Annotated in this window: 13 protein-coding genes, 1 tRNA gene and 1 pseudogene; 3 read left to right on the top strand and 12 right to left on the bottom strand. The window is 29.3% G+C overall.

What is annotated here, in order from left to right; genetic code table 11:
* Positions 1 to 18 precede the first annotated feature (18 nt).
* Positions 19 to 558: a peptide-methionine (S)-S-oxide reductase MsrA gene (gene msrA / locus ACN5J5_RS03605; protein ID WP_418645944.1), complete on the bottom strand. Its 540-nt coding sequence runs from the start codon at positions 556 to 558 to the stop codon at positions 19 to 21.
* Entirely contained in the window at positions 548 to 1,009 is a 462-nt protein-coding gene (msrB, locus tag ACN5J5_RS03600) for a peptide-methionine (R)-S-oxide reductase MsrB (protein WP_418645943.1), read from the bottom strand. The genes msrA and msrB overlap by 11 nt, the downstream gene beginning before the upstream one ends.
* A gap of 157 nt (positions 1,010 to 1,166) precedes the next feature.
* Here msrB and ACN5J5_RS03595 point away from each other — a divergent pair, with 157 nt between their 5' ends.
* Positions 1,167 to 2,372, top strand: coding sequence for a Pycsar system effector family protein (locus ACN5J5_RS03595; protein WP_418645942.1), 1,206 nt, complete (start codon positions 1,167 to 1,169; stop codon positions 2,370 to 2,372).
* A 55-nt stretch (positions 2,373 to 2,427) separates the two neighbouring features.
* Here ACN5J5_RS03595 and ACN5J5_RS03590 read toward each other — a convergent pair whose 3' ends face one another.
* The 3 genes from ACN5J5_RS03590 to der form a co-directional block, all read right to left on the bottom strand.
* Positions 2,428 to 4,821 (bottom strand): GAF domain-containing protein, encoded by a 2,394-nt coding sequence (locus tag ACN5J5_RS03590; RefSeq protein ID WP_418645941.1) that lies wholly within the window; start codon positions 4,819 to 4,821, stop codon positions 2,428 to 2,430.
* Positions 4,822 to 4,963: 142 nt separating this feature from the next.
* Positions 4,964 to 7,735, bottom strand: a complete 2,772-nt coding sequence (locus ACN5J5_RS03585) for an outer membrane beta-barrel protein (protein ID WP_418645940.1) — start codon at positions 7,733 to 7,735, stop codon at positions 4,964 to 4,966.
* A gap of 80 nt (positions 7,736 to 7,815) precedes the next feature.
* On the bottom strand, positions 7,816 to 9,120 hold the full coding sequence (gene der, locus ACN5J5_RS03580; RefSeq protein ID WP_418645939.1) for a ribosome biogenesis GTPase Der: 1,305 nt from the start codon (positions 9,118 to 9,120) through the stop codon (positions 7,816 to 7,818).
* A 102-nt stretch (positions 9,121 to 9,222) separates the two neighbouring features.
* On the opposite strand from der, the gene ACN5J5_RS03575 reads away from it, so the two are divergent.
* Entirely contained in the window at positions 9,223 to 9,729 is a 507-nt protein-coding gene (locus ACN5J5_RS03575) for a GTP-binding protein (protein WP_418645938.1), read from the top strand.
* Here the strand turns inward: ACN5J5_RS03575 and era are convergent.
* A pseudogene (gene era, locus ACN5J5_RS03570) lies at positions 9,726 to 10,616 on the bottom strand (GTPase Era); the annotation flags it as partial. The gene ACN5J5_RS03575 and the pseudogene era overlap by 4 nt on opposite strands.
* Before the next feature lie 130 nt (positions 10,617 to 10,746).
* Here era and ACN5J5_RS03565 point away from each other — a divergent pair.
* Positions 10,747 to 10,819, top strand: a tRNA-Met gene (locus ACN5J5_RS03565).
* 60 nt (positions 10,820 to 10,879) lie between these two features.
* Here the strand turns inward: ACN5J5_RS03565 and ACN5J5_RS03560 are convergent.
* The 6 genes from ACN5J5_RS03560 to ACN5J5_RS03535 are packed head-to-tail and all read right to left on the bottom strand — an operon-like array spanning position 10,880 to position 20,661.
* Positions 10,880 to 12,169, bottom strand: coding sequence for a phenylacetate--CoA ligase family protein (locus ACN5J5_RS03560; RefSeq protein WP_418645937.1), 1,290 nt, complete (start codon positions 12,167 to 12,169; stop codon positions 10,880 to 10,882).
* Positions 12,166 to 13,827, bottom strand: coding sequence for a C45 family autoproteolytic acyltransferase/hydolase (locus tag ACN5J5_RS03555; protein ID WP_418645936.1), 1,662 nt, complete (start codon positions 13,825 to 13,827; stop codon positions 12,166 to 12,168). Before ACN5J5_RS03555 ends, ACN5J5_RS03560 begins: the two co-directional genes overlap by 4 nt.
* A 26-nt stretch (positions 13,828 to 13,853) precedes the next feature.
* Positions 13,854 to 15,383: a phytoene desaturase family protein gene (locus ACN5J5_RS03550; RefSeq protein WP_418645935.1), complete on the bottom strand. Its 1,530-nt coding sequence runs from the start codon at positions 15,381 to 15,383 to the stop codon at positions 13,854 to 13,856.
* Complete coding sequence (locus ACN5J5_RS03545; RefSeq protein WP_418645934.1) at positions 15,380 to 19,063, bottom strand: MMPL family transporter; 3,684 nt, start codon at positions 19,061 to 19,063, stop codon at positions 15,380 to 15,382. Before ACN5J5_RS03545 ends, ACN5J5_RS03550 begins: the two co-directional genes overlap by 4 nt.
* The gene (locus ACN5J5_RS03540) at positions 19,056 to 20,252 is read right to left on the bottom strand and encodes a DUF2062 domain-containing protein (RefSeq protein WP_418645933.1); all 1,197 of its coding nucleotides are present in this window, start codon (positions 20,250 to 20,252) and stop codon (positions 19,056 to 19,058) included. Before ACN5J5_RS03540 ends, ACN5J5_RS03545 begins: the two co-directional genes overlap by 8 nt.
* Before the next feature lie 37 nt (positions 20,253 to 20,289).
* Positions 20,290 to 20,661 carry a 3-hydroxyacyl-ACP dehydratase gene (locus ACN5J5_RS03535; RefSeq protein WP_418645932.1) on the bottom strand — a complete coding sequence of 124 codons (372 nt, stop codon included), beginning with the start codon at positions 20,659 to 20,661 and terminating at the stop codon, positions 20,290 to 20,292.
* Positions 20,662 to 20,699: the final 38 nt, after the last annotated feature.

Raw genomic sequence — 20,699 nt, 5'->3', positions numbered from 1 at the left:
GTCTTTTTAAAAATAGTGCTATTTTAGTTTATCGGCATGTAATTTTCGCAATTTGGCTAGTTTTGGTTCAATTACAAAACTACAATATCCTTGTTGCGTATTTTCTTGATAATAATTTTGGTGTTCTTCTGTTGCTTTATAAAAAATAGGATACTCAGTTAATTCGGTTACTATTGCATCTTCGTAGTAAGGAGCAATTTCTTTTAAAACATGCTGTGCTATTTTTTTTTGTATATCAGAATGATAAAAAATTACAGAACGATATGCCGTTCCACGATCAGCACCTTGTTGGTTTAAAGTTGTAGGATCGTGAGTTGTCATAAAAATAATTAAAATTTCTTGATAAGAAATAACAGCAGCGTCAAAAGTTATCTGAATAACCTCTGCATGGCCTGTTAATCCAGAACATACTTCGCGATACGTTGGGTGCCCAGGAACTGTACCTCCAGCATAACCTGAAACAACTTTTTCAACACCTTTTACTTTTTGAAAAACAGCTTCGGTACACCAAAAACATCCGCCACCTAAAGTGGCTAGCTGTAAGTTTTTATTTGTCATTTTTAACCTGTTTCTCTAATTGCATTGATTCAGAATTAATACAGTAGCGTAATCCGCTAGGCTCTGGTCCGTCAGGAAAAACATGTCCTAAATGTGCATCACAAGTATTACATAATACTTCTACGCGAACCATACCAAAAGTTATGTCTCTATGATATTGAATTGCGTTTTCGTTTATTGGTTGTGTAAAACTTGGCCATCCTGAGCTTGAATCGAATTTTATAGTTGAATCAAATAAAGGAGTATTGCAACAAACACAATTATATTTGCCTTCATCATAACTAGTACATAATTCACCTGAAAAGGGGCGCTCGGTTCCTTTTAAACGTGTAATTCTAAACTGTTCAGGTGTTAGTAGTTTTTTCCATTCATTTTCAGTTTTTTCAACTCTTTTTGTTGGAGTTGGGTTTCCTTTTACAGCAAAATGAATAATTTTTTCCCAAGTTAGCATATGAAATTTTGGTTTTAAAAAATTAGGATTAAAAATATACTAATTTTAAATGACAATAATAGGTGCTTTTTGTGCGTTGTTTTGTCGTGTTTAATCCGACAAACTTACATCTAATTAATAGTTAAATATTATTTTTAATTTAGCAAAAACCTTTTTAATGAAAAATTTATTAATTGAAGCTGAAAACTTTGTTATTCATCTTTTAAATGAAAAACTAACATCTTCGTTTGTTTATCACAATGTATTTCATACACAACGAGTTGTCGAAAAAGCAAAAGAGTTGGTTGAAGGGATGCAAATTGATGAGGAGTCAGCAAATAAATTATTGTTAGCGGCTTGGTTTCATGATACAGGTTATACTAAACAAATAGATGGTCATGAAGAAGAAAGCGTTAAAATAGCAGCGTTGTTTTTTAGAGAAAGAAATGTTTCAGAAACTATAATTAAAGAAGTTTCTGAGTTGATTTTAGTAACAAAAATGGATGCAATACCAGTTACTGAATTAGAAAAAATAATTTGTGATGCAGATTGTTCTCATTTAGGAAGTAAAAATTTTAGCGAGTATAATTCTTTATTAAGAAAAGAGTGGGAACTGGCTAAAAATCATGTCTTTTCTGATTTTGAATGGATTGAAGAGAACATCAAATTTTTAACAAATTATAGGTTTTATACTAGTTTTGCTGTTAAAAATTGGGAAAAACCTAAAAGTAAAAACCTAGCACAGTTATTAAAGATTCAAAAAAAAACAGCTCAAGAAAATAGGAAGTTAAAGCAAAAGAAAGAGGAATTTGCTTTTAAAAAAAACAAGGTAGAATTGCCAGAACGTGGTGTTGAAACAATGTTTCGTGTGGCATTAAGAAACCATATTACTTTAAGTGATATTGCCGATACAAAAGCAAATATTTTATTATCAGTAAACGCAATTGTTATTTCGATGACTTTGTCTACTTTAATTCCGAAGTTAGACAATCCTTCCAATCATTATTTAGTTATTCCTTCGGTAATTTTTATAGCATTTACAGTTGCATCAATTGTACTTTCAATCATAGCAACACGCCCAAATGTAACGGAAGGAAAGTTTACAAAAGAAGATGTTGCTAATAAAAAAGTAAATTTATTGTTTTTTGGTAATTTTCATCAAATGAATTTGCCAGATTTTGAATGGGCAATGGATGAAATGATGAAAGATAGAGATTATTTATACAGTTCGCTTACAAAGGATTTGTATTTTTTAGGATTGGTTTTAAATAGAAAATATAAACTATTAAGAACAACTTACACCGTTTTTATGATTGGTATAATTGTAAGTGTAATCGCTTTTGCAGTAGCTTTTCAAATACAAGATGTTGCTAATGTGGCATAAAAACACTCCAAAAAGTTAAATGCTTTTTGGGGTTATATAAAAAAATACAATAGTTTTATTGTTTAAACTCCTCCATTAGTTCATCGATTGAAATTGTTTTTTTAGAATCAAAATCTTTTTGATAAATAACTTCAACTCGTAAAGCTTTTAAACCTGAAACTCCTTGTAAATCTTCAATGTCTAAATTTTCAACCTCGCCAAGTAAATTTTTAGATTGTAAATATTTAATATACTTAATATATTCTCTAGCCTCTTTATCTTGTGAGTAAACGATGGCTATTTTACCATGAATTGTTAAGCGCTTTTTGGTGTTTTTTATGTGAGCTTTGTCTATTCGTTTTTTTATTATTTCATAACGGATATTATAAGCGCCGTCAACATCAAATTGTTTTTCGTCTAACCTAAATTTTATAGCTAAAGGATTGCTATGCACCAATATTAATGAAGCAACTTGTAAATCATGTTCCATAGATTTACGTGTGGTATTTGCTACATTTTCCATTTCGCACATTATTTGCAATTGCCACAAACGCAAGTTGTAAAGATATATGTTATCAAATGATTTTTGATTTGTTAACGATTGCCCAATATACATGTTGTATTCAACGCCATCGGTTTTGTAGCGCTCAAAGTAATGAGGAAACATAGCTTGTGCTTCTTCTTGTTTATAGTCAATAAATTTAGCTAGCTTGTCGTTTAATAAAGCAACACTTTGCTCGTATTCTTTTCGTTTTTCATATACAACATGTAGGTCTTTATCTAAACGCTTCATGTATGTTTTTACAACAGCTGTAAGGTTGTTGTTAAGTTTTTTTATATGTTTAAAAACAGGGTAAATTTCACGTTTTAAAAAGTCTAAAATACCTATTTCATCACCAGCTTTTAATCCCTTGGTAACGCTATTTAAGTATTCGTTTACACGAAACATTAACTCTTTGTAAATAGGTAGTTTTTCTGATTTACAGGCTTCTTTTAAAACAAAAATAGCTAAACTTAATTGCGTTATTAAATCTTCTTTAATTGCTTTGTTTCTTGCTAAAGAAGAACCTCTTATGTCTGATTGACCAAATAAAGGATACACATCCTTAAATACAATTTGCTTAATTTTAACTTCCTCTTTTTTGTAATAAAGATCGGCTTGGTATTGCTCTGCAGCTTCGTAAAAACGCCATTTTACCGTTGGGTGTAAAGTGGTATAATGTTCTTGTATTGTTGCTTCTAAAACATTTAAATATTCTTTTGATGAACGTTCTATTGCTGCTTTAAAAACAGGAACGATATCACTTAGTTTTTGTTGATTTACAGAGTTTAATTCGTAAGGTCTTGGTGAGGCAATTTCTAACAAGGCTAAGTCATTATTTTCGCTTGCTTTAAACGGAATTAAAATAATGCTACCAATATTTTTACTTTTTAATCTTTTATAAAAAGGATTTTCTTTTGATCGTTTACCATAGTTTTCTACATCAGAAATTGTAACGATTTCTTGTTTATGAAAAACATTTGAAACTATTTTACTACAAAAAAAAGAGTTACATACTATTTCTTTTTCATTATCTAATAAAATAAGACTTTCAGATTTTTTTATATGTGTTGATTTTAATGATAAATTAGAAATATCAAATACCGAAAAACCTACTTTTAAGTCGCCTATATTATAAAATTCACTTAAATTTTTACGAAGTTTTTCTATAACATTACCATCGTCTTGTTGTAATAAGCTTGTTTGTATTGCAGATATATTTTCATCGGCAGTAACATCAAATAAATTCATAATGCCAAATCCTTTAAAAATATAACTATTTGGAGGGAATTTTTCTTTCCAAATATCAATATTATCATAATTGTTTAAAAGGATTTTAATATCTTCTTGGGTAATTTCCGGAGCATTCTCAGAAGGAGAAATATCCATAAAATCGCCATTAAAAGCAACGCGGTAATGTTTTATTAGATTTAAGTTTTTATCAGGAATATCAAAAAAGAAAGGTCGTTTTAAATCTATCGGATGATTGTAAACTGTACTTAAAATAAAGGTACATGCCATGATATACATTTTATCATCTTCAAATTCTCTTACTTTTAATTCGTACTCATCGCCTGCATTACTAAGAATGGTTTCAAAGCGTTTTGTAAATTTAAAAGAAGTGAAAGAAAAGGGAACAGTAGCTGCCTTAATTTCGTTTGTTGTTAACATTTCAGGAAACAAAGCTTCTAAGAGAATGTCAATAATTTTTTCGTATTTCTTTAAAAGCGAAAGGTCAGAAAATCCATCAATAAGTTCTGGATGTTTTTCAATCTCTTTTGTCATTATTTTAGCAGAAGCATGAAAAGGATGTTCTTTATAAGTATCGCATGTATACTCTTTAAACATATTGTAAATTTTCTGGAAACTAACATTTAGCTGTAAAGGTAAATCGGTACTTTTAAATTCTTTTAATTTTCTTACTTCCATAAAGCGCTTTCTTATAAGATATACAAATTTACAAAATTGTAAGCAATTAGGTGTTTTACCTTCTAATAGCTTTTGTTAAATTGATTGTATAAAAAAAAGCCTTTCTTAATTTAAGAAAGGCTTTTTAAAAAATATTTAAAACTTAAAAGTGCATTCTGTAACTTCTAATTTTTCCTTTTTTACCTAAACTGTTAAATTTCCAGCTAAACCCTAGCATAAAGTATTGCTCTAATACGGTACTTTGAGAATCTTCTATGTAGTTAGCCGTAGCTCTACGTTGTGCATTGGTATTCTGGTTAAGTAAATCGTAAGCTTTTAAGGTAATTGAACCTTGATCTTTTAAAATTGAGTATGCTAATGTGGCGTTCCAAAACCAAGCAGATTTATTAAATCCTATTACATTTGGGTTATAGGTATATCTAATATCATTACTCCATTCTAATTTTTTAGGAAAATTGGTTTTGGTTCTTAATGTTAAAGTATGTCTTGTAAAGTCTTGATCTTGATTAGTATTTACATCGTATTTTGTTTTTGAAAAAGAAATGTCATAACGAGATTCGATTGTAACAAGTTTATTCCACTCTAAAGTTGCACCAACATTTGGTGTAAGTGAAGTTGTTTGAGCTCCTTCTTTTACGCTATTTACAATGTTGTAATTTTTAAACATACTTAAACTAGAACCTGCTCTAAGTTTTAGGTTGGTAATAGAGTCTAACTTTATTTTTTTACTGTAGCTACCACCACCCCAAAAATCGTAACCACCATCGTTGTTTTGATAGGTAGAGTTTCTAATAAATTCATCAGAAATTGTAGTGTTAGAAATTATTTGATTTTTAAACTTACTACCACTTACGTACAAGTAAAGTCCGGTACCAGCTTGCCAATTATATTTATTAAAATTAATATAAGCTCTGTGGTTTTGAGTTGGTTTTAAGTTTGGATTACCAGTAATAATGTTTGATGGATTACTTACATCGGCAAAAGGTTGAATTTGCCTAATGTTAGGTACTCTATTTGTTAAGCTATAATCAAAATAAATAGAGGCTTTCGAGTCGAATCTATATCTAAAACCGGCATCTAAAGCTAAATTATTAAACTCTTTATTTAAACTTAAATTAGGGCGAAGTTTGTCATTGTTTTCTAATGTTCTGTTTACAAATCCTGTTTCGAAATTAAAACGCCATTTTTTAGATTTATAAATTAACTCTACAGATGGAGTTTTAGAAATATCATCATAAGTAAAATCTGAACTTAAACTCGCGTTAAAATCAGTATATTGTTGTGTTGTAGTGTTAAAATCGTACGTATCTTCTTTGTTTTCTCGTTCATCACTTTGATACCTATATTTAAGATCTAAAAATAATTTTTTACTGATAAAAGGGTAGCGATAAGTTATGCGAGTATTAAAACTATTAAAATCATTAGAAATAGTACTTTTTTGATCTCTAATTTCGGTACTTGGATTGCTACCAAAAATTTCAATGGTCGATTTATTTGTTTCGTCAGTATCAGATTTATCTATTTGATTGGTAATAGAAGCTTTAATAAATGAACCATTTGATCCTATTTTTTTAGTAAGATCTATGGTGTTTTTAAAATTGTCTGCTTCAGATTTAGCATACGAATTACTAATGTAGTTGTTGGTTAAAACATTGTTTTCGTCTAAAGATTCTTCTTGTCTGCTGTTGCTTCCTTCTCTTTTATTAAAAACAAAAGATGGCTGTACGTTGATTAAAAAAGTAGAATCTATTTCTATGTCAAACTCTGTACTAATACTATGGTTATGGTTTTCATCTGCAGATCTAGAAACTGAATTTGAAAAATACTTTCTATCCGGAAGTGTATATTCTTTATTGCTTTTAGATTCATCATTAGAATTACTACCAGAGTAAAAATAATTAGCATTTACATCTACTCCTTTTCCATATTGATCAGCATAAGTTGCACCAGCGGTTTTAGATTTTATAATTCCGCTTCCGCCACCAAAACGTCTACCGTTAATACTAAAACTACCGTTACCGCCAATCCATGTATTACCGCCGCCAAACATTTTTCTAATTTCCCCGAAACTAAATCCAGGAGAATTAATATTATTTGTGCTGGCTAAAACACTAAAACGCTGGTTGTTGTCAAAGCGATTAACCATTGTAGCTCCTTCAAAACGCTTGTCGGTTCCGGTACCACCAGAAATTCTACCAAACCAACCTTTGTTGTTTTCTTTTTTTATAGTAAGATTTATCGTTTTGTTATTTGCATCTCCTTTTTCGCCAGCAAAAGCTTCAGATTTCGATTTAGTATCGGTAATTTGAACCTTTTCTATAATTTCTTTTGTTAAATTTTTAGTAGTAATACTCGGATCGTTACCAAAAAAAGGCTTTCCGTTTACTAAAATTTTATTAACCTCTTTTCCGTTTACGGTAATTTTACCATCTTCATCTACTTCTACACCTGGTAACTTTTTTAATAGATCCTCAACATTCGCATCTTTTTTTGTTTTAAAAGATTTTACGTTAAATTCTAACGTATCTTTTTTAATAGTAATCGGTGCTCTTGATTTAATAACTACTTCGTTTAATAAATTACTTTCTTCTTGTAAAGCAATTTCGCCTAAATTAAAATTTAATTTTTCGCCTAAAGAAATAGATTTACTGTAACTATTCATTCCTACATAAGAAATAAATAATTTCAGGTTTTTATGGTACGCTTTTCCTTCTAAAGAAAAGTATCCTTTATCGTTTGATATTGTGTACGAAATAACGGTACTGTCTTTTACTCTTTCTAAGTGAATGGTGGCAGCTTCAATAGGTGTTTTTTCTTTTCCAGAATTAATTTTACCTGTAATTTTAAACTGATAAGATTGCGCTAGTATGTTGGTAGCGAGTAATAGTGTAAAAACAAAAAGTAGTTTTTTCATAGTCTTTTAGCTAAGTTATTTTAACCAGCAAAGAAAATGAAAAAACTACGTTTAAATAGTTAATTTATGTTAAACCTATTTTATTTTTGTCTGAAGTAAATAATAATAGGAACTCCGTTAAAATTATAGTGTTGACGGAGTTGATTTTCTAAATATCGTCTGTACGGATCTCTAATATATTGCGGTAAATTAGCAAAAAACGCAAACTGAGGTGTGTGCGTAGGTAATTGCATACAGTATTTAATTTTGATGTATTTTCCTTTTGTTGCAGGAGGAGGATTTTGATCTAAAATCTCTAACATCGTTTCGTTTAATTTACTTGTTTGAACGCGGCGCTTTCTGTTTTCAAAAACTTCAACAGCCGTTTCAATAGCTTTAAAAATACGTTGTTTTGTTAATACAGATGTAAATATAATTGGCACATCTGTAAAAGGAGCGATTTTTCGTCTTATTTGAGCTTCAAAATCACGCATGGTATTGGTTTGTTTTTCAACTAAATCCCATTTGTTAACCAGTATAACGATCCCTTTTTTATTTTTTTCGGCAAGCCAAAATATTTTTTCATCTTGCCCTTCAAAATCACGAGTTGCATCAACTACTAAAACAGCAACATCACAATGTTCAATTGCTCTAACAGCACGCATTACCGAATAAAACTCTAAATCTTCTTTTACTTTCGATTTTTTTCTGATCCCGGCAGTATCTACCAAGTTAAATTCAAAACCAAAACGATTGTATTTTGTGTCAATAGAATCTCTAGTGGTACCCGCAATATTGGTTACAATATTTCTGTCTTCACCAATTAAAGCATTGATAAATGAAGATTTTCCGGCATTAGGGCGACCAACAATCGCAAAACGAGGTAACTCATCTACTTCTACTTCTTCTTCCTCAGGAATTACTTCTGCTACAGCATCTAATAATTCACCAGTTCCGCTTCCGTTTATAGACGAAATAGTAAAGTAATCTCCTAAACCAAGGTTGTAAAATTCAACGGCATCCGCATCGCGCATTGCGTTGTCAACTTTGTTTACCGCCATAATAAGCGGTTTTTTTACTTGACGTAATATTTTAGCAACGGCTTCATCCATCGGAGTAATTCCTTGCTCAACATCAACAACAAAAACAATAATATCAGCTTCGTCAATAGCTAACTGAACTTGTTTTCGTATTTCTCCTTCAAAAATATCGTCAGAACCAACTACATATCCACCTGTGTCAATTACCGAAAATTCTTTTCCGTTCCACTCAGATTTACCGTAGTGTCTATCTCTTGTAACTCCACTTACAGAATCTACAATCGCTTCACGACGTTGTACTAAACGATTAAATAAAGTGGATTTACCTACATTTGGTCTTCCAACAATGGCTACAATACTACTCATTTTGCAAAAATTTGTGCAAAGATACAACTTACGTTATGATTTTTAGCTGAATTTTAAAGAGTATGCTATTTTTGCTACATTGTGGCTCAATTAGTTTTAATTATGGAGGACGAAGTATATAATCAGATTTTTTTAAAACCAAGGTTTCAAATTGATTTTGAGATGAATTCGGAGGTTTTATTAAATGAAATGAAAAATCATTTATCGGACCTATCAGTTTATAAAATGAAAATGATAGATAATCATGTGATTATTGATGTTCCTGAAAAAGAAACTCATTTTTGGTCGCCTCAACTATCGCTTGAGGTTGAGGAATTGTGTGAAAACACGTCTAAAATAAAAGGATTGTTTGGGACGAAACCGCAAGTTTGGACGTTTTTTATGTTTTTACATTTTGTTGTTGCCACTGCTTTTTTAATTTTTGCAATTATGGTGTACAGTAATTGGTCTTTAAATAAAACTACTGTTTTACCTATTGTTATGGTAGTTATTTTACCAATTATATGGGTAACACTTTATTTTGTAGGTACAATTGGTAAGGCTACTGGAAAGCAACAGATGGACGAATTAAAAGATTTTACGAAATTGTTACTTCAAAAAATAAATTAGTCTTTATAACCAAAACGTTTTAATTGGCGTTCGTTAGATCGCCAGTTTTTATTAACTTTTACATATAAATCTAAAAACACTTTTTTATCAAAAAACTGTTGTAAATCTTTACGAGCTTCGGTTCCTACACGTTTAAGAGCGCTACCTTTATGACCAATAATTATCCCTTTTTGGGTATCTCGTTCTACCATAATAATGGCACGGATTTTAATAATTTCGTCTTCTTCAATAAACTCTTCGGTTTCAATTTCAACAGCATACGGAATTTCTTTTTTGTAATGTTGCAGAATTTTTTCACGAATTTTTTCGTTAACAAAAAAGCGTTCTGGTTTATCGGTTAATTGATCCTTCGGATAAAAAGCAGGGGCTTCAGGTAATAATTCAACTATTTTATTAAAAACAGCAGGCACATTAAATTTTTCTAAAGCAGAAATAACATACACAAAAGCATTAGGAACTTTGTTTTTCCAATATTCAATTTTTTCTTCAACTTCTTTTTGCGAAGATTTATCAATTTTATTTAAAAGTAAAATTACTGGAATATCACTGTGGATTATTTTATTAAAAAAAGCTTCGTTTTTCAATTCTTTTTCTCCAACTTCAACCATGTAAATTAACACATCAGCATCATCAAAAGCCGATTTTACAAAATCCATCATAGATTCTTGTAATTCGTAAGCAGGTTTAATAATTCCTGGGGTATCAGAAAAAACTACTTGATATTCATCATTATTTACAATACCTAAAATTCGATGCCTTGTAGTTTGTGCTTTAGAGGTAATGATAGATAATTTTTCGCCAACCAATGCGTTCATTAAAGTTGATTTACCCACATTTGGGTTTCCGATGATGTTTACAAATCCTGCTTTATGTGTCATGCGGCAAAGATAAGTTGTTTTTACTTTACAAAAAGTTTTTTATAAGGCTGTTACTGATGTGTTTATAAAATAAACGATTTTTAAAAGAGGTTTTCTTTGGATAGAAGCAATAAAAAGCGGTATATTTGCAACCGCAAATCGCGGGATAGAGCAGTAGGTAGCTCGTCGGGCTCATAACCCGAAGGTCACTGGTTCGAGTCCAGTTCCCGCTACTAAAACAAAAACCTTTCAGGAAACTGAAAGGTTTTTGTTTTTACAAAAAAGAAAAGTAATTATTTTCTTTTATCTATAACCACTACTGGTTTTCTGCTTAATTTTGGAAATTGTAGTTTTTGAATTACTTGTTTTTTATGGAACTCAATTTTTGGTGTAACTCTTAATTTTGCTCTAAAATGATCTTTTATTTCTTGCAATAAAATGGTGGTTTCTTGATTTGTAGCAATTTTTAAAAGAATTTCATCGGTACCAATTTCATTGCTGTCAATCTCAATAATATAAGCGTCAATAGTATTAAAATGATTTAAAACGTTTTGCATTGCTGGCGGATATAAAGTTGTTCCTTTATATTTTATCATTTGCTTTTTTCTGCCAAGTACTGGCCCAAGTCTAACTGTATTTCTACCACAATTACATTTTTCAGTATGCATTTTTACCATATCACCTGTTTTAAATCGCAATAAAGGCATCGCTTCTATTCCTAAAGATGTAATTGTAAGCTCACCTATTTCGCCTTCTTTAACAGGTTTTTCTTTATCATTTAAAATTTCAGTAATTATAAGTTCAGGATGATGATGCCCGCCATGTTGTTGTTCACATTCGGTAAAAGCCGTATTCATTTCGGTAGAAGCATAGGTAGAATATAAGTTGATATTCCACTTACTTTTAATCTTTTTAGTTAAAAGGTTTTCAGAAAAATCATCGTTTCGTAACGATTCACCGATACAAATAGCGCCTTTAATTCCCGACGCGTTAATGTCTATGTTATTTTGTTGTGCGTATTCTATCAACTTTAAAAGAAAGGAAGGAACGGCGATAATATAGGTTGGTTTAAATTTAAATATCGAATCCCATTGTAGTTCGGGAATTCCGTTACCCACACGAATAATACCAGCACCAAGTTTACGAGCGCCTAAAAAATAAGCCAATCCAGCCATAAACCTTCTATCTATAGTTGTCATTAACTGAATGGTGTCATTTTCGGTAACTCCTGCGCAGGCAAATGAAATAGCTTCGTTATAAGCTAAACGGTTTAAATCGTTATCGGTTAAAGCAAAAGTAACAGGTTCGCCTAAAGTACCAGATGTTGTTACATAATCGATAATTTCTTTTTTAGGAACACAAATAAAATCATCATTAAATTGTTGTAAATCATCTTTTGATGTTGTTGGTAATTTTGTTAAATCTTCAATAAAATTAATTTGATGGATATCAATTTGGTGTTTTTTAAACATTTGTTTGTAAAACACAGATTGCTTATTTAAATAACTTAAAAGTAATTTTAATTGTTCTTCTTGAAAAGATTTAATTTTTGCTTTTGATGCTTTTTCAATTTCTGGAATCATCGATGTAATTTCCGTTTTAGTTTTTTAATATACAAATCAATTTCTTCTTTGTTTGTAACCGTTGTAATTTCTTTAGTTTTTGCTTTGTTAAAAGCGTTTAAAGCAGCGGTTAAATATCCTTTTTTATAATAATATTTACCAACTAAAAAATAAGCTTCCCAGTATTCTGGATTAGCAGCTAATAAAGTATTAATAGTTAAATTATCAGCCTTATTACTATCAATAATTTGTTTTTTTAACTTCCTGTAATTTTGATAATCTTGGTACGCTTTAGTATATTGAAATGTATCTTTTTCGATATTTAATTTAGAGGAAGATAAATTAACCTTATTGTCTTTATTAAAAATATCATTTAAATTATAAGCAATAAATTCGCCTAATTGATATGGGTTTGAGGATACCCAAACCAAGCCTTGTTCTGGCTTAAAAACAATGGCATGATGTGCTAATAATTGATTTAATGCTTTTTCGTTACCATAACCGATATTTTTGTTTTGCAAACCTTCTTTATTACGTAAAATAGCTACTGCAATTTGTGGCGTAATTTTTTGCTGTTGCTCTAAAAGTTCTTCCATACGTAAATAGCGGTATTGTGAATGACTTTCTATTTTATGTTTAATATTTCGTTTATCATTTAAATAAGGTTTGCTTTGAAAGTGATTAGAACAAATTAACTGATTGGAGTTTGTAACTTCGTAAACGCCAAAGTTTTTTGGAGAAACTTCAATAATAACCGCTTTTTTATCTTTAGCACTTCCTATAAGTATAGATTCGGAAACAAAAACTTTTCTTTTTTTTGCGATAGCAATGGCTTCGGTTATAGTTGAGGCGTATTGCAATATTTCTCTATTTAAAATAGAAATAGGAGTTTTGGCAATTAGCGGAATTTTTGATTTTCCGGCATTAATGGTAACGGTAAGTCCGTGCTCATTCATACCAGATAGTACACCAATCATACCTCCCCAAGTTACCGACATAAATTTGTGACCTTGAGTAGGGTTTATAAAAGCGATAATTTTTTCTTTAGCAAAAGCATCGCCTGCATAAAAATCAAAATTTCTTCCAATAATTAAACTGCCATCTTCTGTTTTTTCTCCCCAAGCGGCAAATGATGAGCAGCCTACTAAAGCTAAATCTTTTAAAGCATGTCCTATATCATGAGCACCGTGTAAGTACAATACTCTTAAATAAGGATCTGCAATATTGTTAAATTTTTTAGATGCGTATTTTGAGAGTCCGTAAATTTCTGCTTTAAACTCATTAGGTACATGCAAATACATTTTTCTATTATACCAAGCTAAAAATTTACGTAATATGGCTTGTTTTGTTTTTGATGGAACAAAATCATTAACTTTTGATAAAAAATCATTTTCTTGTTTGTTAAATAACTCTTGAGTTAAACTCCCTGTAATTAATCCTCTTTCTAACGGATCACCCGCTACATAAAGTTCCCATAAACCTTGCTTATTTTTATTTAGTGTATTGTTACCTATTACAAATGTAGAGTCGGATGTTTTAACTCTTTTAGGTATAACATTATTATAGGCGCTTACATTAGGAACATCTTTTAGAGATTTAGAAATACCACACGAAACTATTATTGGTAATAGTAAAAAGAATAAAAAAAGCTTTTTAAATAAAATTTTATTACGCCACATAACAATATAAATTTATAGCATGTTTGCTAATTTGCTTTATTAGCCTCTTGTATTTTTGTTAAAATTTTTTCCATTCCAACAACTTCAGAACAAGTAAGTACAGCTCCAATAGTAACACCTAAAATTCCGTGCATATTTAAGCTTTGTCCAGTAAGTAATAAGTTTTTAATTTTTGTTCTTGGCGATATAAATGAGCGCAACGGATTGTCGGCATCTTTAACATAACCATAAATAGAACCCTTGTTAGAACCTATATAATCTCTGTAAGATAGTGGTGTTGAGGTATGTACTTCTTGAATACACTCGCGAATATTAGGAAATTTCTTTTCTAGTTCGTTAATTAAAACCGTTGCTTTTTCAGCTTTAAATTCTTCGTAAGATTGCCCTCTTTCGTTTTTATTAACTACCGTATTAAAAGTATTTGTCCAAGGTGCTACCTCTTCGTATCTCATATACGTTAATACGGTTAAACTTTCTCCCCAATCGGTAGTTTTTTTATTAATTCCCATAGAAACCATATATCCTTCAGGCCAACTTTTTTGAGTGTAATCTTGTCCGTCCCAAACTTTATTTGAATCTTTTATATGGTAATAATTTTTATTGTGATATTTAAAAGAGTTAGGTTTTAAAACAATGTATAAGCTAAACCCTGCAATGATACTTTCAATATTTTTGATTCTATTTACATAAGCTTTCCTAAATTTATCTTCACCGGCAAGTTGCAAGGTAAGTTTAGGTTCTATATTCGAAATAAATAAATCGCCATTTATTTGTTTTCCGTTTTTTGTAAATACCGAAGCTATTTTTTTATCTTCAAATCCAAACTTAACAACTTCATGTCGTTTAAAAACATCTCCTCCGTTTTCTTTTAAACGACGGATTAATAATTTTGAAATTTGACTTCCTCCATTTACACATCTGTAGGCACTTTCTATATATGAATTTATAGTTAATGCATGTACATAAAATGGTGTACGAGTGCCATCGCCTGCATATAAAAAATTAGTACCAGCAAGTACTGCTCTTAATTTTTTGTTTTCGGTAATAGCATCTATAAAGTCTTTAGCTTTTAGGGTAAAAATATCTGAATTTTCGTAATAAGGTTTTCCTAATTTTAATTTGTAAAGCGGAAATTTTTCGCAAACAGATTTAAGTTTATCACAATAAGTTTTAATAGCTGTTTCTTCTTCAGGAAATTGAGTAACCAAATTTTTAATAAATTTATCATAACCTTGCGAGTGCATGTATTCATTTTGGTCATCATCAAAAGTAACTACATCAAAACCATCATCTTCTAGTTTTTTTAACTTTAAATTATCCATAATATCAAGATATTTAAAGTATTGGTATAAATTCTGACCTTTGTCAAGTCCACCAATATAATGTACACCAGTATCAAAAATGGTTTTTTCTCTAACAAAGGTTTGTAAATTACCTCCGTATTGATTGTTTTTTTCTAACACACATACGCTATAACCTTCTTTGGCTAAAATATTTGCAGAAACTAATCCGCCTAATCCACTTCCTATAATAACTACGTCGTAATGTGTTTTCATGCTTTTGTTAACTGGTTTGTTAATATAGAAATATTTTTATCTTTATAAGTAAGTTTAAAACCTAAAGTGTTATCAATTTTTAAATTTGCACTTTCTTTTAATAAAATAATATGATTTATATCAGTATTAATAATCGATTTTAAATCATTTTCTATAGTAATATCTTTTAAGTTGATGATAAGAGTATTTGCTTTGTACGCTGCTGCATTTTTAATCGTATTAATGCAGGTTATTTTATAATTGTTAGTAATATAAGAGTTGTTTACTATTTTTCGATTAGTTTTACTTTTAATATAAGTAATAATCTTTCTGTCGGGAGCATTTAATGCTAAAAGGTAATCTAGTTGCCCCGCATCATCAGAAAAATGAATAATTTGATCTTTCGGATCTATAAAATTTAAAATATATTGATACGTATTTTGGTGTGTTTTAATATCAGAAAGTACTTTTTTATAAACGAAATCTCCTTTATATCGGTATTCTTTTAATAACATTTTATGAAAATAACGAACATCTTCTTGTTCTTTTCTAAGTATTAAAAACTCCTCTCTAAAATAAGCGCCAATTTGTTTAGCACGTTGCGAATAATTTTTTCCGAATTGATGATTGTTAAGAGCAATTCTTTTTAAAACTTTTAAAGTGATTTTACCATCGCTAATTATAGCACTTCCTTTGGGTATAATTTCAGAATTACCATGAATAAGCACCGGAATAATATCTAAATTAAATTGTTCTGCAAGGTAAAATGCGCCTTTATGAAACCTTTTTATTTTATGAGTTTTAGCTCTTGTTCCTTCTGGAAAAGCCATTAAAGTATATCCTTGTGCTACTTTTTGTTTTAAATGCTCTAAGCCGTTTTCAATACCGCTTGATACCGGATAAAAACCTGCTAATTGAACTATTTTACCAAAAATAGGAGAGTTGTAAACCCAATCGTTTACAAGAAATATAATTTTTGGATGCAACATACCAATAGCTAATATGTCTAAAAATGAAGTGTGATTTGCAATTATGATTGATTGCTTTTTAAAATCTTCATTATAATTATTAAGAACTCGTTTTTTTAGAAACGGATGAGAGTATAAAACCGATTTCATAAATTTTGAAATGATTTTATGATACCAATTCATTTTTAGTTTTTTAGGTACTGGAATAATTTTCATTAGTGTAACACTAAATATAGATAGGATTAAACCTCCTAAACCAAAATAAATAAACGATAAAATAGAATGTACAAGTAACCTTAGTGATGTAGGTTGTTTGGTGCGATTTCCTATAAATAATTTAAAAAGCAAAGGTTGTATTGTAAATGCGATTAATAAGGCAGATAAAATACCAATAATACAAACTAAAGAAATTGAATATAAAGCAGGATGCTTGGCGAAAATTAAAACACCAACACCTAAAATAGTTGTTATAACCGAAAGTAAAATAGATGCTTTATGAGTTGGTAAAGTGTTTTCACCAAATCGATATTTATGCAATAATCCGTTGGTCATAAAAATACTATAATCTATTCCGAGTCCAAAAATAAAAGTAGATATGATAATATTAAAGATGTTAAACTCTAAATTAAAAATCCCCATTAAACCAATCGTTAAAAGCCAAGTTAAACAAATAGGAATACTTGTAATTAAAGTAAGTGATATGCTTTTATAAAATAATAACAGAATTATAAGTACAACAATAAATGAATATCCAATTAAGTTGTTAAAATCATTTTTAAGGTTTCCTAAAAAAGTTTCATTCATTTGTTGCCTGTCAATAACCAATACCTCGGGTTGTTTTTTAAAAGCATCAATTACCGCTTTTCTATTGTTAACTTTTACTAAAGTTATGGCCGTTGTATAGTTGTTTTTTGTAGTAATATAATCATCAATAGGAAAACTATTAATGGCTTTGTATTCTGCTGTTTTTAAGGTGTTAAATTGGGTGTTTAATAGCGTGTAAAAAGTGTTAAATGTTTCAGGTTTAAAACCTAAAGGGATGCTGCTTTTTATTATATCTTGTTTTGTGCGTTCAATAATTTCAGGGCTCCAAAACGATTGCCACTTTTTAATTTGTTCTTCTTGTTGTTGTTTTGAGTGTACAAAAGTACTGATAGAACTAAAATTGATAAGTTTTTTTTCAGCCTTTAACTTTTTTAATGTTTTTAAAACCGCATCGTTTGTTTGTAGTGTTTTTTCTTCAGAATTGTTGTACGCAGTAATGTAAATAGATTTAGAAGTACTATTTGTAAGCTTGTCTAACTGTAATTCTGCTAATTTTAAATCTTCAGATAAATAGTTTAGTTGACTTAAATCGTTATTAAAAATAACTTTATTGTATGTAAAAAGACTAATAAAACATAAAAGTAGTACCCCAGTAATAACCCATTTATTTTTATGGATGTTATAAGTTGATATTTTATCTAAAATAGTGCTTTTTTTAACTTTTTTAGTTTGTTTATTATAAACTTGAGGAATAAATAACAAAGCAAAACAAGAAGATCCCATCACACTAATTGCAGCAAAAATACCTAAATCTTGTAAGGCTTGCGAGTTAATAAATAACAAGCATAAAAAAGCCAAAGCAGTGGTTAAACTACTCATTAATATAGGTTTTGTAATTTCTTTATATAAATTACTAATGTTATTGTTGTTTCGTATATGTGTTAAAATGTGTAGTGAGTAATCTAACGTAACACCCAGTAAAATAGAACCAATACCTAAAGAAATTGCCGATATTTTTTCGCGAATAATAAATAGAATTGCAATCGCTAACAGTCCGCCAAAAATAGTAGGTAAAAATAAAATAATAGGAATTGTTAGTTTTTTATAAAACCCAATAAATATAATTAAAAGCAAAGTTAAAGCGATGCTTATGGTAAGTTGAATGTCACTTTTTATTTGCTCTGCATTGGCAACAGCAATTAAAGTACTCCCAAAATATGAACTACTTACTTTACCTTTAAATTGCTGATTAAGTTTTGTGTTTATATCATATAAATTTTTAACAAACTTGGTGTTTTTAGCCGTTTCATTGGTTTTTAAGGCTGGGGTAATAAATAATAAAATATGTTGATTGTCTTTACTAACTAAAAAACCGTTTTTTAATGTAAAATCTTCTCCAAAACTTAATTCTTGTAGTTTTTTTAAAGCAATAAATGAAATGCCTAAAGGATCTTTTAAAATAAAGTTTTTAGCAACAATACCCGAAGGAGAAATAAGTGTTTTATAGTTTTTTAAGGTAATTGCCTTTATGCTATCTTTTTTAATTTTATGAGCAATTGTTTTGTAATCGGCATCGTTTAAAAAGAGCGGAAGATTTTTGTAGATAAAATCTGCGGTGTTTTTAATTTCAGCATCTTTTATGTTTCCTTGAATTTGTTTAATATATTTACCAGAAGTGTTATTAATACGATCAATAAAAACTGAAGCATATTGTGTTAAATCATCAACAGAGCCAGTTTTACTTTTAGTAATATTAACGATTATTTTATCAGTAAAATTAACACTTTTTAAAACCTTTTCTAGTTCAGAGCTTTCTTCGCTTTTAGGAATTAATTTTGTAATATCTTCTTCAAATTCTAATTTAAACGATATTAAAAGTAACCCAATAAATAAAATAGAAAGTAAGCTAAAACTTACTGCTTTTTTTGAATTTAAATAAAGGTATATTTTATAAAAAAAATTATGCATTTGTAAGTGTTGCTTTTTCTTTTTGAAAAAATAATATTAATAAATAACTTAGTGCACCTAAAATAATAGAGGTTATAGTAGCAAGGCAAAAACTACCCACAATATAAGTTTTAAGATGTTTTAATACATCAAAGTTTGTGGTAATATTAGCAAAGTTAATTGTTTGATTTTGATCTAAAATAAAATTACCTACTTGTATGCTGGCAAAAATTATAAAAGGAATAAAAGGAGGGAGGCTAATGTTAGAAAAAGCAAAGGCTAAAGTTTTGTTTAACTTTAAAATTAACGCTAAAAAAATAACAATAAAAGTATGCAAGCCCCAAAGAGGTGTTAAGCCAATAAAAATACCTAAAGCTATTGAAAAGGCTTTTTTTTTCGGAGAATCGTTATTGCCTAATATATCTTCAACAATAAAACGTTTAAAGCTTTTTTTTTTAAACTTTCGATATAAATCACGTGGTTTTATATAAAGTAAAGTAAGTATTACCAACCAAGTATTTAAGATACTAATCCGTGTAAAATCTTTAAAAGGACGAAAATGAGATACTCGTTCGGTTTCATCATATAAAATATTAATAGGAATATTTTTTACCGTAACACCGTGCCATGCAGCTTTTACAATTACTTCAATTTCAAACTCAAATTTTGAGGTGTAAAATTTTAAATTTTTAAGCTGATTAATAGGATATAATCGATATCCAGATTGTGTATCTTGAAGCTTAATACCGGTCTCTGCCCAGTACCAAAAGTTAGAAAATTTATTACCAAAACTGCTTTTTTTAGGAACACTTTCTTGGTTCATGTTTCTTGCTCCAATAAGTAATAAGTTTTTGTTTTCTGCTTTTTCTAATGCATCAATAAAAACGGGAATGTCTTCAGGAAAATGTTGTCCGTCAGAATCAATAGTAATAGCATAATCATAATTTAAACTTTCGGCAAGTTTAAAACCTTTACGTAAAGCATTTCCTTTTCCTTTGTTTTTAGGTAAATGAAGCTGTTGTAATTGGGTGTAGTTTTTTAATATTTGAGAAGTAGTATCGGTAGCACCATCATTAACTATTATAATAGCATTGGTGTATTTTAAAACACCATCAATAACCCTTTTTAACGTTTTATGATTGTTAAAAGTAGGTATTATAACACAGCATTTTAAGTTGCTTAGTTTTTGCATGGTTGTATGTTCCTTCATCTGCCTTCAGTAATTTGATTTAAAGATAAATCAATATTTATTTTTTTACAAAAGTACCATTACATTTTAAAGCAATAGTACCATCTGTAAATTTAGTAATATTTTTTACTTTAATAATGTTGTTTTCTTCAATGATAGAAAGCTCTAAGATTAAATTAGCATTGATATTCGGATTTATTAATGCTGTAAATTTTATGTTAGAAATACCTTGTAAAAATAAATTACTGTTAACGTGCGATTGCACTATTTCTTTAATAGTTTGAATCATACATACGCCTGGAGTAACAGGATTACCAGGAAAATGACCATTAAAAACAGTGTGATTTTTATTAAGTTGAATGTGAGCATGAATAACGTTAGTAGCAACCTCCGTTATTGTTTCTATTTTATAAAAATCTTTAATTAACATACGTTTTTGTATTGTTTGTTTAAAAAATGGTGTGCAAA

Origin of the sequence: Tenacibaculum insulae (genome assembly GCF_964512435.1) — a bacterium.
Lineage (GTDB): Bacteria > Bacteroidota > Bacteroidia > Flavobacteriales > Flavobacteriaceae > Polaribacter > Polaribacter insulae_A.
This window is presented reverse-complemented; position numbering and strand designations above follow the sequence as displayed.